The organism is Bacillus clarus (assembly GCF_000746925.1).
GTDB lineage: Bacteria > Bacillota > Bacilli > Bacillales > Bacillaceae_G > Bacillus_A > Bacillus_A clarus.
The window spans coordinates 3,193,943-3,209,823 of record NZ_JMQC01000008.1 but is presented as its reverse complement, the minus strand read 5'-3'; the positions used below and the strand labels follow the sequence as shown (position 1 = coordinate 3,209,823).

10 protein-coding genes and 1 pseudogene are annotated in these 15,881 nt (G+C 34.9%); 4 read left to right on the top strand and 7 right to left on the bottom strand.

The features are described from left to right. The first annotated feature begins 16 nt into the window (after positions 1 to 16). A complete protein-coding gene (gene patB1 / locus DJ93_RS17350; RefSeq protein ID WP_042982170.1) occupies positions 17 to 1,207 on the top strand; it encodes a secondary cell wall polysaccharide O-acetyltransferase PatB1 in 1,191 nt (396 codons plus the stop codon). A gap of 97 nt (positions 1,208 to 1,304) precedes the next feature. Here the strand turns inward: patB1 and csaB are convergent, their stop codons facing one another. From csaB to DJ93_RS17335, 3 genes are all read right to left on the bottom strand, one after another. Continuing rightward, positions 1,305 to 2,384: a polysaccharide pyruvyl transferase CsaB gene (gene csaB / locus DJ93_RS17345; protein WP_042982169.1), complete on the bottom strand. Its 1,080-nt coding sequence runs from the start codon at positions 2,382 to 2,384 to the stop codon at positions 1,305 to 1,307. A gap of 122 nt (positions 2,385 to 2,506) precedes the next feature. Then, positions 2,507 to 4,027: a putative polysaccharide biosynthesis protein gene (locus DJ93_RS17340; RefSeq protein ID WP_042984232.1), complete on the bottom strand. Its 1,521-nt coding sequence runs from the start codon at positions 4,025 to 4,027 to the stop codon at positions 2,507 to 2,509. A 371-nt stretch (positions 4,028 to 4,398) separates the two neighbouring features. After that, positions 4,399 to 5,874: a SulP family inorganic anion transporter gene (locus tag DJ93_RS17335; protein ID WP_042982168.1), complete on the bottom strand. Its 1,476-nt coding sequence runs from the start codon at positions 5,872 to 5,874 to the stop codon at positions 4,399 to 4,401. A gap of 199 nt (positions 5,875 to 6,073) precedes the next feature. Between DJ93_RS17335 and DJ93_RS17330 the strand changes: the two genes are divergently transcribed. Next, complete coding sequence (locus DJ93_RS17330) at positions 6,074 to 6,544, top strand: hypothetical protein (protein ID WP_042982166.1); 471 nt, start codon at positions 6,074 to 6,076, stop codon at positions 6,542 to 6,544. 100 nt (positions 6,545 to 6,644) lie between these two features. On the opposite strand, the gene DJ93_RS17325 is transcribed toward DJ93_RS17330, so the two are convergent. Continuing rightward, positions 6,645 to 7,463 carry a MerR family transcriptional regulator gene (locus DJ93_RS17325; RefSeq protein ID WP_042982165.1) on the bottom strand — a complete coding sequence of 273 codons (819 nt, stop codon included), beginning with the start codon at positions 7,461 to 7,463 and terminating at the stop codon, positions 6,645 to 6,647. Positions 7,464 to 7,570: 107 nt separating this feature from the next. On the opposite strand from DJ93_RS17325, the gene DJ93_RS17320 reads away from it, so the two are divergent. Together DJ93_RS17320 and DJ93_RS17315 are read left to right on the top strand one after the other, a co-directional pair. Further along, positions 7,571 to 8,203 carry a GNAT family N-acetyltransferase gene (locus DJ93_RS17320; RefSeq protein WP_042982164.1) on the top strand — a complete coding sequence of 211 codons (633 nt, stop codon included), beginning with the start codon at positions 7,571 to 7,573 and terminating at the stop codon, positions 8,201 to 8,203. 434 nt (positions 8,204 to 8,637) lie between these two features. After that, positions 8,638 to 9,247: pseudogene (locus DJ93_RS17315) on the top strand (DedA family protein). Between the two features lie 287 nt (positions 9,248 to 9,534). Here the strand turns inward: DJ93_RS17315 and DJ93_RS17310 are convergent. From DJ93_RS17310 to DJ93_RS17300, 3 genes are all read right to left on the bottom strand, one after another. Further along, entirely contained in the window at positions 9,535 to 11,091 is a 1,557-nt protein-coding gene (locus tag DJ93_RS17310) for a fatty acid--CoA ligase (RefSeq protein WP_042982163.1), read from the bottom strand. 159 nt (positions 11,092 to 11,250) lie between these two features. After that, positions 11,251 to 12,741 carry a coproporphyrinogen III oxidase gene (locus DJ93_RS17305; RefSeq protein ID WP_042982162.1) on the bottom strand — a complete coding sequence of 497 codons (1,491 nt, stop codon included), beginning with the start codon at positions 12,739 to 12,741 and terminating at the stop codon, positions 11,251 to 11,253. A gap of 143 nt (positions 12,742 to 12,884) precedes the next feature. Then, complete coding sequence (locus DJ93_RS17300) at positions 12,885 to 15,851, bottom strand: SpaA isopeptide-forming pilin-related protein (protein ID WP_042982161.1); 2,967 nt, start codon at positions 15,849 to 15,851, stop codon at positions 12,885 to 12,887. Positions 15,852 to 15,881: the final 30 nt, after the last annotated feature.

Here is a 15,881-nt window from a genome sequence, read left to right as displayed (position 1 = left end):
GGAAGGAAAAGTTATTATGAAAAAATTGGGGAACATCATTTTATGCATCGGTTTTCTCGCCATTATTTTTTCATTTGGCATATTATCGTTTCTCAAAACTGATCGAGATATTTCACCTGTTGAAAATCGTCCACTCGCACAAAAACCTGCTTTAACGAAAGAGTCGCTTACAACAGGAAGCTTCTTTAAAGATTTTGAAACATATACGAACGATCAATTAATCGGAAGAGACGAGCTCATTAAAAACTACACACTCGCTCAAATTAAAATGGACAAATCTCTTATTAACGATATTATTTTAACCGATGACAAGTGGCTACTAAAAAACCCAGCATGGACAACAAAATATAGTGAAATTGACCAAACCATGCCGGCTATTCAGGAATTATCTCAGTTTTTAAAAGAACAAAATATTGAGTTTTACTTTGCTTTACCACCATCTAAAACGAATGCATTATCATTTAAATTACCTTCTCATATTCAAACGTATGCGAAGGAAAATGTAAATTATTTTCTAAATAAGCTTCCGGCAGATGTAAAGCCAATCAAACTGATGGAGTACTTTAAGAAAAACTATACGAACGAAGAAATACAAAACATGTATTTCCAAACAGATCATCATTGGAATATGGATGGGGCCTTTCTCGGCTATCAATACATGATGAATACAATTAACCAAGAGTCTTCTATATATAAAGGAAAAGAAATTGAAAAAGAAGATTACACACGTACATGTGCCAGACATAAAAAACTTGTCGGTAGCTTTAACAATCAATTGTATCAACTTATTGATGCTTCTGGAGAAAAACTTTGCTATTACACACCGAAAGGTGGTTTTCACTTTACAAGTGTAGCTGCAAAAGATATACATGGTACCGTCTATCATTCACTCGACGAACTATACGGAGTAGAGAAACAAAATGATACGACATCGTACGCAGGCTATTACACAAACGATTATCCAGAAATCGTTTTTGAAAACGACGACGCGCCGAACAATGTCCGTGCGCTCATTTTGAAAGATTCATTCGCTAATGCAATCGCACCGCATATAGCACAGAACTTTAAACGAACATCCATCCTTGATCTTCGTCACTATCATGAAAAAGATGTTTACCAATACGTGAAAGACAACGATATTAATATGGTCTTGTTTGTATATAGCGACTCGAATTTAAGTGGTGAAATGTTTAAGTTTAAACATTAAAAAGCACCCTCTTGGAGATGATCTACAAGAGGGTGCTTTTTATATATTCATTTCAAGTAGAGAATGATTTCTAGGGTATCGATTTCATTTCTCTTCTTTATTTTTTTACATTTATATCTTCAACAACATACTTTGCTGCTTTTGAAATTTGTTCACGTAATTCATTTACTTGTTGTTCTAACATATGTTTAACATTTTTACTTTGATCCAGCTGCTTCATCACCATACTATATAATGTTTCAACAGTCCAGTCTCCATCTACATTACCAATAATCGGTTGATTGACTTGTTGTAAAAACGAATCAATTTTTGGATCATACGAAATCCCAACCATAGGTGTATTCGCCACAGCTGATAAAATAAGGGCATGAAGTCGCATTCCTATTAAAAGGACACACTCTGATAAAATTGCGATTTTTTCATGAATATCCATTTTATATGGAAGCATATGTGCCTCTTCTCCCATTAAATTGATAATATCTCGTGACGCATTTTGATCAAACGGACCATGCATAGGCACAAACAAAATATGAAAGCCTGCTTGCTTGAATTTTTTTAACGTTTTAGCTAGCTTTCTCATATAGTTTTCTTTAGCATCCCAATTCCGTACACTCACTGCAATTATTTTCCCACCAATCGAATGCTTTTCTAACCAATTGGATTTCTTATCTTCTACCTTCCAAGAAAGAACAGGATCTGGGACAATTTCAATATCTTTCTTAATACCCATTTCTTTTAAATATAAGAAAGAATCTTCATCACGTACTGAGATATATTTAGCTTTTGACACATGCCATTTCACTAATAAACGATTATGCCCCCTCGTAATAGGACCAATTCCTTGCGCATAAATATAATATGGCTTTCTCAGTAAACGAGCAAGTTGCATGATACCTGTGTAATATAAAATACTTTTCATGCTTGTCTTATCTTGTAGAAGACTACCACCGCCACTGATTAAACCATCACTCTTCTTTATTTCTCGATAAACTGCTCCTATATCCCAACGGTTTATCGCTTCTACACCATACATTTTCCTTGTATATTCAGGATCATTAGACAACACAACAAGCTCAAGAGTGGGATCTTCTTTGTTTAAATCTTTAATAATTGACTGCAAAATTGCTTCGTCTCCCACATTATAAAAACCGTAATACCCTGATAAAACTAACCGCAATCTTAATCTCCTCCAACATCTTGCAATCGACTCTTTTCATACTTAAACAAATCACAATCCATAACACTTATCGATCATACACTACTTAATAACTCAATGTACATTTGTTACAAGGAACAAATTTATTTGCGTAAAAACGGTATTTGCTTCTTCGATATCCAATTCATTTTCAATGCACATACACCGTACAATAGTGATGCTATACTTAATGCCGCCACACTATATATAATTGCTAAAAATCTAGAATCCATTATATGTAACATCGTAGATACTAGGTACAACCCTATACCTAAAATACAAGATACACCTACTACCGCAAAAAATCTTCTTATATGAACCGGATAAGCAAAGTTTTTTCGAATATACATATAATTTACAATGCAAATCATTATGTATATCATTAGTGTACTGTAAGCTGCTCCACTTATACCGAATTTGCTCACTAGTGCTATATTTAATACTATTTTTATAAAACTCGCTCCAATAACAATCCAAGCGGCTTGCATGGAACGATTAATCCCTTGTAAAATTCCTATTGATAATACCATAAATGATGCGAAATACGAACTACCAATTAGAACCGCTATCATACTACTTCCCTTTGTATCTGTAAACAATCCAACATTAAGCGGTACTGTTAATGCCATGAGCCATACTGTCAGCGGCATTGTTAACACATGTGCCAGCTCATTCACACGCTGTACTGTAAGCTTTGCTAAACCCATATCTTTCTTCGTTAAAGCAGACGTTAATATTGGAATTAACGGAAATATCATCGCACTTGCAAAAACAATGATTAATTGTGTAAATGCAAACCCACGACTATATATACCGAACTGTTCTTGAATCGTTGTAGAGGATTCTTCTAACAAATGTGGAATCGTAACGGAATCGATCAAATTTAACACTGGCATGGATAATGCTCCAATCGCAATTGGAACAGACACACGAAGTATTCTTATCGCATTTCTTTTAAAGTCTTGTATTGAATACGTATTAGCCTTATAACGATATGAACTTTTTACATACTTCACTCGCAAGTATACAAGTGAGCTAATCACTCCAAGGCAAGAACCGATCATAGCTCCACCAGTTACAATATCACTACTCTCATTCGAATATACAAATACGTAAGCAATTGTTAACATAAAGAAAACCCGAATCAACTGTTCAATTACTTGCGATACACCAGTAGGTACCATATCTCCAAACCCTTGGAAATACCCTCGGTACACCGCCATATACGGCGCTATTAATAAGGCGAAGGAAGTAATAATTAATGCTAGTCTCGTCTCTTGTCCTCCAAGCAACTCTGCAATCGTACTAGAACCCATTATAATGACTAAAAATCCTATTCCTCCAAATATTACGCCAATAATAGATGCTGACGTAAATAATTTAGCTATTCCGTCATCATCATTTTTCTCATAAAGTTCCGCTGTTAACTGCGAAATCGCCAAAGGTACACCTGCTACAGATAAAGTTAAGGCAATCATATATACCGGAAAAACGAGACGAAAAATCCCCAGTACTTCATCACCTGCTATATTTTGCAGCGGGATTTGAAAAAAACTTCCCAATATTTTCGATAGAAACGTTGTAATTGTTAAAATTGCAGCGCCTTTTACGAACTTTTTATTCATCTTTTTTCTCTTTTCTTTCATTATAAACTCTCGTACGCCACTATATTTTATAGGAGAATGGAAAGTAATACAGTATTCTCCTTGCATTATTAAGTCATCATACCAAATTTCTTATATATTGAATACTCTCTCACATATGTAAACATAAAATTCTCTCATGTAATTTTTCACATGAAATCCAAATTATACAAATGATTAGATAATATAAAGTGAAACTTTAATCGGTAGGAGTTTTTTCCACCCTCACTGATTATTAGCCCACATCAATCGGGCTTTTACGGGCAGTTAATGCGGGATAATAATGAAGAATCCATCTCTTTTTTTATTATACCGATATTTCCAGATGGATTCTTCATTACTCAACCTTTATGCTAATAACTTGCCTTCAATACATGTAATTTTTCTCTTTGTTCATCATTCGCCATTGTTACTAACGTCTTTTCAACACTTGGGTGTACATGCTCAAGCGTCACACTCGCTCCTACTTTATCTGATTGCTCTACAAAGTTTAATAATCCCATAGCTCCTGATACATCCATATACCTTACACCCTTCATGTGTAAAACGATAGGAGATTTCACATCTTGCAAAGAATGAAAAATACGATCTACTGATAAGAAAGAAAGTGGTCCCTTAATCTTATACGTCGCATCTTTTTCTTTTACAATAGAAGCTTTACGTTCTTTACATTTCATTATATATATAATAAATGAAAGAATGATACCAAATGCAACAGCAATCATTAAATCAAACTTCACTGTCACAATCATCGTTACGAGCATAACAATCACATCGCCTTTTGGAGCGACATGTATTTTTCTCATGCTCTCCCAATCAAACATCCCAATGCCAGTTAAAATTAAAATACCTGATAATACAGCAAGCGGAATATACTGTACAACTGACCCAAGTCCCATAATGAAAATAAATAATATCACGCTATGCATACAAGCTGAAAGTGCCGTTTTCCCGCCACTTCTTATATTTACGATAGATCTAACAGTCGCACCTGCACCTGCTAATCCGCCGAACAATCCACTTGCAATATTACCAATTCCTTGTCCAATTAACTCCTTATTACTTTTATGACGTGTTCCTGTCACATTGTCCATTACGACGGACGTTAATAATGAGTCAATTGATCCTAGTAATGCAATACTAAGCGCTGGTAATACAAGTTCTAACATACCTGCACCACTTAAAGATGGTATATGAAGAGATGGCATCGCCTCTGGAATCGTACCTATCTTCTCGATAACCTTATTTAAAGGAAGAGTTCCTACAATCGGTAATTGTACCGTAAGCCCTTGTAGTACAGAAGAAAATAATGGTAATAGCGCTGTAACACCTACTAATGCAACTAAACTTGCCGGAATCGCCTTAATCCACTTTCCAGAAACAATCATCACAATGATCGTTAATAAAACAAGTAAAAAACTATTTTGCACATGCTTCATTTCACCTAAAATAATAATAAGTGCAATTCCATTCATAAATCCTGAAACGACAGAATACGGAATGTAACGAATATAAGAACCGAGCTTACATACACCAAATAAAATTTGGAATACCCCCGCCATCATAAACGCAATAAAACTTGCTTCTAATCCGTGAGTGGCAATAACTCCTGTTGCAATAACTGTAATCGGCCCAGTAGGACCCGTTACTTGTCCTGGTGTACCGCCAAATAATGCTGCAAATAAACCAGCAAAAATGGCACCGTATAGTCCAACTAGTGCTCCTTCAGACGTTCCCGTTGCCGCAATACCAAACGCAATCGCGAGCGGCAAAGCAACAATTGCAACAGTAAACCCCGCTAAACATTCCTTTGCTATTTTTTGAATCATAAAAAAACCACCTTCGTATAAAGTCCACGTTCCATTGTACATTGAAAAAGAGTCTTTCGTCAGTGACTTTTATAAAAAACTCTTTACAGTCTCGTGAAGTAAACGCCTCCAAATAAAAGTTTTCCCCTTACCTTTGGAAACAATTGCAACTATGCTATAATGAACAAATTAAATCTTTTACTATATACATGGAGGCACTATGCTAACTTTTGAAGAAAAATTATCGATTATTGAATCTTTCCCAGAATTAGAAAGAAAAAACGTATCATTAAAACGTGTAAACTTTCACTTTGAAGAAAGTCGTTTAGATAAAAAGAACGTTGTATATCACTTACACCCCAATGGAAACGGATTTGTATATGCAAGTGGTATGAAAGGCTATAAAACAGATGATAAAGGCATGATTAACATCCGTGAATTTTCAGAAGAAGAATTACGTTCAGTAATTGAGAAATCAATTGAACTACTATCACAAGAGCAAGAAGAAGTAGTAGCACCTGCAGAACCTGCAAAAGAAGAAGAATGGCATAACGAAGACGGTCATATTCTTACTCTTATAGCGGAGGATGACATGTGGAACGTTTACGCTGGCGTAAACTTAGACGGTACATTTAACTCTTACCCAGAAGCTGCAGAATACCTTGACGAAGAAGGTTTCTCGCGTAAATAAAGGGAAACTTTACTCAGTGGGGTTGTTTTCATCCCCACTGATGATTATCCCGTACTCATCTCGAACAAAATCAATTGTCATAGACAATAAATTATCCGATTTAAAGCTTCTTATCCTCATTATCTTCTATAAAAATTTGAATTTGACAACTATAAGATTCCGTATTAAAGAAATCATTATATAACTCCACTTCAATGAAACTTTTCACTTTTATATTATTTTCTTTGATATATTTAATTATCGTATTTCTACGTTCCTCTTCATTCTCTTTACTATAGGCTAATGTTAAATATTTTCCCTTTGGTAATATTCTTATATTTTGTTCCTCTTCTTTATTAAAATCCTCTTGCAACTTACTAAAAACATACTTTGGTTCTACATTCCCCTCTGAATTAACATGATATAAGATCCCTCTTTCCATTGACATTTTCCCTTCATTATCGTGAATGATTTTCTCTAAATCCGAATAGTAAAGTAACTCCTGTAAACTCCCCACTTCTTTACAAGGTGCTACAATTACATAACGCTGTTCAAAGAACTTAATAGATATCTCATCATTATTTAATATATCCTTCGAAATCCCTACTTTCATATTTAAACTATCAATAGTTTCGATTACTTCTTGCATTTTCTTTATATTTTCTTCTGCTTCATATTTCTTTAATTGTAAAAATTGTAGCAAATGATCCGTATCACATTCCTTAAAAATCTTTTGAAGTTCTACTATACTGGTGTTTAACTCTCTGCAGCTTTTTATGATATCTATGTGAATAAATTGATCTATGGAATAATACCTATAACCTGTTGCCTCATCAATATATCTCGGAATAAGAATTCCCATTTTATGATAGTACCTTAATACTTTTATAGTAATACCCTTTATTTTAGCAACTTCTCCAATTGAAAATAAGTTTTTCATCTTCATCTCTTCCTTTATATTTTTCTTCTGGCACCATTGACTCTCCCCTTAGAGGAGACCCTGCTATTATAATAAGTTATTTACAATGATAAAAGGAGTATATAAATATGAAGACAGTAACGTACAGAAGTCTCGTTAAAGAAGATTATGAATCTATTAAAAATTTGATTGGTGAAGCATTTGGATTTAATGAAATAATTAAAGATAAACAATTTTTAGATTCAATACTAAACATCTATCTACAAAGTTGTATTTTAGACAGCTCCTTTAGCAAAGTAGCAGAAAAAAACAATACAATTATTGGCGTTATTTTGGGAGATTCAAAAAAAGACAAAAACCGTTTAAAGAAATTTCATAATACTTTAAGCTTTGCCTACACCATGCTTAAAGTATTCATGACCAATAAAGAGAATAAAAAATTTATAAAAGAATTTACAAAAGTTCAAGATGCATATAAAGAACTGATACAAGGGAAAGAAGATAATTTTCAAGGTTGTATACAATTATTCATTGTATCCGAAGAATCCAGAGGTCTTGGGGTTGGAAAGACTCTAATGAATCATTTGTTTCACTATATGAAAAGTCAGGATGTAACATCTTTATATTTATATACAGACAATAGATGCAACTATGGATTTTATGACAATCAAAATTTTGAACGTGTAAATGAAAAAGAAATTAATTTTGATTCAATGAAAGAAACATTCAATGTATTTTTATACTGTTATGATTTTAACTAATAGTAAAAAATCATCTTCCATATTTATGATGCAGTTCTCCGCTCTTTACTAATTAGTAAAGAGCTATCTTAAGTATGATCGTAATCAAACGAATACATGATTCGCTTTATAGTTAGCATAAACTTCTATTTTCTTAATTATCAATTTCAGTAAATCATTATTCTACTCATAACATCAATCCTAAATAGAAAAATGAATAGGATATGGTTGGTTTATCAAAGAAACAGATGCCATTATAAGTTCTCCAGACAGGATCTCTTGCTACTGCCGTACACTACATTTCAATTGCTGGGGTAACGCCATTACAAAGGATAAAAATACTATAATCTGGAATTCGAACTACTCAGCATCGAAAGGACGATATACCTAGCAACATCTGTGTAACGATCCGTTATTGTACGTGATTCATACTGTAGAAAAAAGAGGAGCACGATATGGAATGGGTTCATGAATTATTCCAACAATACGGCTACTATGTAGTACTTGTTGGAACACTATTAGAATATATTGCATTTCCATTTCCAGGAGAGCCAACGTTAGTTTATGCAGGTTATTTAGCATATACAGGCGAATTACAATTATCCATCTTACTTATCATTTATTGGAACGAGTGTTGGGATGACAATTCAGTACTTTTTAGGTAATAAACTTGGTATGCCCTTTGTACAGAAATATGGGAAATATGTATTTGTAACACAAGAAAAAATTGATTTAACAAGAATATGGTTTAATACATATGGATATTTCCTTATCTTTATTGGATTCTTTATCCCGGGTGTACGTCATTTCACTGGGTACTTTGCAGGGATTATTAATTTACCGTTCCGTCGCTTTGCCATAACAATCTACTCCGGTGCCCTATTCTGGGTATCTTTCTTCTTAATCGGTGGTTATTGGTTAGGCGGAAACTTCCAGAATATATTCAAGATACTTGGACCGCACATTGGGCAAATTCTCTTCGGAATGATTATCATTGTAGCCATCATATTAATTATTCGTTTTCGCGAAAAATTAAAGCATGTATTTGTAAAAAATATAAGCTAATACGAACAGTATTCTGTTCAAAAACAAAAAAGAGTCCTTTACTGGGCGATTGGGCTTAAAATTTTAAAAATATCTATTATACTTTTTGACAACAAAACACCCAATAATGATCAAAGCTCTTTCCTCGTTCACTTAATTTTTTATAGAAAAAAGAAAGAAAACAGTCTTTGATATATTGGGTGTCATATACATTTTTTATTACTAACCACTCATGTGGCTTACTTAACAAATGAAAAAAGTCTAATTGAATACATTTTCATTCCAACTTAGCTTAACGAGCCTACCTTCTATTTTTTTGCTTCTTTTAAAGACTCTCTCAGCACAAACTTTTGCAGTTTCCCACTCGCATTACGGGGAAGCTCATCTACAAATAAGTAATGACGCGGGCGTTTATAATCAGCTAGTTCATTACTTTCTTTACAATACTTTTCTAAATCAACTTCTGTAATGTTTTCATCTTTCTTCACAACGACCGCAACGACACGCTCACCCCATAGTTCATCTGGCTCACCTAATACCGCAACATCTAATATACCAGGATGGCTATGAAGGAAATCTTCAATTTCACGAGGATAAATATTTACTCCACCGCTAATAACCATATCATCAACGCGATCTGCAACATATAAATAACCGTCTTTATCGAAGTAACCTAAATCACCAGAATGATACCATCCTTTATACATCGATTTTGCATTCGCTTCTTCACGATTATGATAGCCTGCCATCATACATGGTCCACGCAAAATAATTTCTCCTACTTCATACGGAGGTAACACATCGTCTGGTTCTGCCGGCGCATCCTCATTCGGTTTTACAATCCGAATTTCATGGCTAAAACAAGGTGTTCCAGCTGAACCTGCTTTCGTAATTTGATCCTCTTCTACGAGAAACGCAACAACTGGTCCCATTTCTGTCATTCCGTAAATTTGAACAAGATCAATATAAAGGCGTTCTTTACATTCCTTCACTAGCGCTGGTGCCATTGCTGCTCCGCCGTATATACCGATCTTCATCGAAGTTAAATCATACTTGGCTAAATTTTTTTGCAGTAACATATTCCACATCGTCGGTGCTGCAAAAAACGTCGTAATCTTCTCTTCTTGAATCGTATGTAATACTGTTTCCGTATCAAAGTGATGTAAAATAACATTCTTTCCGCCAACTTGAATGCGCGGTATGATTCCAGCATTTAATTCCCCGCAATGATATAAAGGCGCTACTACAAGCCCGACACTATCCCTGTTATATTTTAAGAAATACGTACAAATCATACTATGCTCAGCCATATCACGATGGCGATGCAATACGCCTTTCGGATGACCTGTCGTACCACTCGTATAAAGCATAGAACAAAAATCCGTCTCATCAATTACAATGTTTAATTTTTCTGATGAAGCTGCATTTACTTTTTCATGGTAAGAACTAGCATAGGAAGGTGCGTGATCTTCTACGTACAAGAAAGAAGTATGAGGAAAATCACGTTCAATAGCGGCAATTGTTGGTTCAACGGCTTTTTCAAAGACAACTACTTTTGAGGCCGCATCTTGGAGAATGTAAGAAACTTCTTTTGCTTTCAGGCGGAAATTAATTGGATTAAAGATTGCACCAATTTTCGAACAAGCTAAGTAAACGTTTACAAATTCGTGACAGTTATATAAATAAACAGATACACAATCTCCCTTTCTTACCCCTTCATCTAATAGAGCGTGTGCCGTTTTATTTATTTGCTCATCCCACTGGTTATATGTCCAGCGAATATTTTTTTCTGGTTCTACTAACGCCTCTTTATTCGGATACTTGCCAACTGCTAAGTCAAAAATTCTCCCTATCGTCATGTACATCCCAAAATATGCCCCCTTTTCTCTTTCATAAATCTATCATTTCGTCTATAAGTAGACATTATCCTCTAGATTTCCGACTAAGTTTTCTGATTATTCTCGACATTGTCTGACAAATAAAAAAAGACTGTGCCTAAAGGAATTACCTTTAGGCCAGTCTTTTTACACAAATAGCTCTTCTAAAATTTTCAGTTTATCTTCTGTATATTTAACAAAGCCATCGTTATATGATTTCGGATCTTTCGGATTCGCAAAATGTGTAATTGCTCCTGTTTGTGGGTGAACAAATTTACTTGATGCCCCGCATCCAAGTCCGATAATAGATTGTACTTCTTCCATAATAACAATATTGTAGATACTTTCTTGCGAAGGCATTGCGTAACCAACGTTTTCTAAGTTACCTAAAATATTCTTTTGACGATATAAATAATATGGTACGTAATTATGGTTCTTCGTCCACTCTTCCGCCTCATGCATCATTGCCGTAATTTCTTCACGACCAGCTACTTTATATTTACGTTTATTTTGCGTCATTTCAGAAGCACGTTTAAATGATAACGTATGAACTGTTAACGATTCTGGCATTAACTTTTCTGTTTCATCTAACGTGTGCTTAAAGATTTCTAGTCCTTCACCAGGAAGACCAATAATTAAGTCCATATTAATATTGTTCATTCCCATTTCACGTGCTAAATGATACTTTTCAATTGTTTCTTCTACAGTGTGATGGCGTCCAATTGCTTTTAGCGTCTCTTGATGGTATGACTGCGGGTTAATACTAATGCGGTCAATATTCCATTTGTTTAATACTTCCAGCTTTTCTGGTGTAATCGTATCCGGACGACCTGCCTCAACTGTTACTTCACGTACATCTTTCACATCTGGGAACGCTTCGTACATTTCTTCATACAACATATCCATCTCTTCAGCTGTAATACTTGTTGGTGTACCACCGCCGTAATAAATCGTCGTAACTTTAACACCTTTTTCTTTTAAGAACTTACCAATTTCACGAACTTCATAGTGTAATCCGCCTAAGAAAGAATCCACTGATCCTTGACGTCCGTTAATTGCATAAGCTGGGAACGTACAGTACGCACATTTTGTAGGACAAAACGGAATACCGATGTAAATACTTACTTCTTCTTTCAAGCGATATAAATCCGGAATAACCGCTAATTGACAATCTACAATACGCTGAAGAAGTTCAATTTTCTCTTCATGAATTAAATAGCTTTCACGAAGCTCTTTATGTGCATCTTCTTTTGACATACCATTTTGAAGCATTTTATGAAGAAGTTTCGTTGGACGTACCCCAGTTAAAATCCCCCAGCTCTGTTCAAGTCCAGTTAGCTGTTGAAGCACAGAAAGATATACATAAGAAACAACATGTTTCACTTGCTTCATACGTTCTTTTTCTTCTGTGAAAGCAGATAAATCTTTTGCGAATGTTTCTTCATATACATTTCCAGTCGCAACATCTGTTAAACGAGCCGATGCTGTCACATTACCTTCTATCTGTATATCAACAATAAGATTTGCTTCCTCTTGACCAAACCCTACCGTGCTTTCTTCAAAAAATAAGCCGCTAATATTTTGCAGCGGACGTAAAAAACGATCATCTTGTAACGTTTTAATTGAAATTAACAACATTATCACCTTTTCATTTGCAAACTCTCTTTAGTTTACTTGAAGGGCGTTTGCAGGTCAATACAGAAGGTTTTACCTTATTTCTTCTATAATAAAAGTAAAAGGCATAAGAGATAACATTTTCTCTTATGCCTTTTATAAATCTATTAGCTGTTTTTAGTCATAAATCTTAAACGTACGCCTAATAACACGAGAATTACACCTATCAATGGAAGGTAATTCGTATTATGCCCTGTAGCTGGAAGTTTTTGATTATTAGAACCGCCTTGTTCTTTTTCTGATAAGTTAGGCTCTCCTACTTCTTTGCCCGGTTTATCCGTTCCTTCACCTGGTTTATCCGTTCCTTCGCCTGGCTTATCTGTTCCTTCACCTGGTTTATCTGTTCCTTCACCTGGCTTATCCGTTCCTTCACCTGGTTTATCCGTTCCTTCGCCCGGTTTATCCGTTCCTTCAGCTGGCTTATCTGTTCCTTCGCCCGGTTTATCCGTTCCTTCACCTGGTTTATCCGTTCCTTCGCCTGGCTTATCTGTTCCTTCACCTGGCTTATCTGTTCCTTCGCCAGGCTTATCTGTTCCTTCGCCTGGCTTATCTGTTCCTTCGCCTGGCTTATCTGTTCCTTCACCTGGTTTATCCGTTCCTTCACCTGGTTTATCCGTTCCTTCGCCTGGCTTATCTGTTCCTTCACCTGGTTTATCCGTTCCTTCGCCTGGATCCTTTTCGTTTGTAATTTGGAGCTTTACAATTTCTACTTTTTGATTAGAAATCGTAAATTTAATTTCCTTATTAGATAACTTGTATCCTTCAGGCGCCTGAACTTCTTTTAAAACGTAATTTCCTGGTTCTAGTTCCTTAGAAGTTGCTTTTCCATTTTTATCTGTTGTTAATGTGCCTATTTTTGTTCCATCTTTCAAAATTTCAAATGTTGCACCTGCTAATGTTTTATCTGTATCATTAGCATCTACCTTTGTAACTGCTACTTGACCTTTAATTTTTTCATTCAATACTTCTTGTTTTATCACTTCATTTGCTACAACATTTACTTCTACTGTAACTTCTACTGCTTTATAACCTTCTGGCGCTTTCGTTTCTTCTAACGTATATTTACCTGGCACTAAGTTTTCAAATGTAACAACACCATCTTTATTTGTTGTTTTCGTCTCTCCAACCATTTGACCATTTTCGTCTTTTAGTCTAAATTCTGCGCTTTCCAGAACTTTTCCACTCTCTGCATCCTTTTTGATTACTTGTAAGCTTCCTAGTTCTTTTGCATTTTCTACTTGTACTTGAACGACTTTGTTTGCTTCTACAACAACTTCAATTTCATTCTCAAGTAATTTATATCCTTGTGGCGCTTTCGTTTCTTTTAACGTGTATTTTCCTGGTTCTAACTTTCCAGAGATGACTTTACCCGTTTTATCTGTTCGTAATGTCTCTACTTTTTTACCATCTTTATACACTTCAAATTCTGCATCTTGTAGTAATTTCGTTTTATCATTCGCATCTACTTTTACGATTTCAAATTGTCCTGTAACTTTTTCTTCAATTTTTTTATTCAACGCTTCTACAGTAACTACTTTATTAGCTGCTACATCAACAAGAACTGAGCTAGAGGATAATTCATATCCTTTCGGCGCTTCAACTTCTTTTAATGTATATGTTCCAATTGGAAGTTGTTTTGATAAAGATTCACCTTTACCATCTGTAATAATTGTTTCAACAACATTTCCATCTTTATCTATTACATCAAATTTTGCACCTGCTAAAAGTTGACCAGATTCACTATCTTTTTTTAATAATTTAAATTGTCCATTCTCTACTTTTTTCGTATTCTTCATAACAATTTCAATTACTTTTGTACTATCAACAGTTACTTTTACTGGTGTATCAACCTTTATATATCCTTCTGGTGCACTTATTTCTTTTACAAAGTAATCACCAAGTGGTAAATCTTTCACTTCAGCAATACCCTTGTCGTCTGTTGTAACAGTAGCCACGACTTTATTATCTTTGTCTATCACATCAAACTTTGCGTCTTTTAAAACAATATTTTCGTCATTTGCATCAACTTTTTTGATTTGTAAATTTCCTTTTTCAACTGATGGATTTTTCCATTTTGGCCAGTTAAATTTAAAATTATGAACTTCAAATCCATCTCTTTGATGTAATCCTCCAACGTATGCTTGTCCGTTAATAGAACCACCCTTTGTCTCTACAACAGCATTTGGAGCAAATACACTTCCTACTACGCCATATCCCGTTGTCGATATTTTTGTAGCGTTTGGAAACACCCAAATTACTTTACTAGCTAACTCAGTAAAAGATGAATTAGGATCATATGCTTGTGATGTATTAATTAAGTCTGTTGCCGTCCCAGTGTTTCTTGTGTCGTACAAAATTGCACCCTTAGCAAAATTAACTTCTTCCGCATCCGAATAAATAACAATAAAGTCTTTGTTATCTACATTTGGAAGAAAAACATCGCTTACATCAAACGTTTTCTTTCCTGTTAAGCCTGACGACACGTAAATATTGGGATTGTTAATATCTTCTCCGATTCCAAAGCTCATATTCGGTTCTGGTTTATCTGTATGTAATTGACTCGCATCTCCCATTACACCATCAACGTCTTTTCTAAACTCTTTAAATTTAGAATCAATCGCTGCTTGTTCTTTGTAAGAAATATGGTCATACGATGATTTCATCGCACCTTCCGGGTCACCATCTTTTGTCATCACCACTGTTCCATCTTGTATAATGACTTGCCCTGCTCCAGCTTTCGTAAATTGACCACCTAGTAGTAATGATGGATACCCTTCATCTGTCCATGTTGCCCCTGCTAAGTTCGATGCTCCAGTTGCAGCTGCTACAACAGTATAACTTGACGCATTCATATTCCTTTGAACAGCCATTGCACCTTCAATATCCGCACTCGTTGCACTGTGATCTCCAAAAATGATTGCATTGTAATAAGAAGCATCACCTAAGCCTTTCAACTCTTTTGTAGCTGCCTCTGCTTTCATTGGTAAATGGATTATAAAATTCATACATACTAGTAATACAACTATTAAACTACTAACCGTCTTTTTTATTTTTTGATTTAATGATTTCTGCAAGAAATTCATTCCCCCTCTTCAAATTCCCAT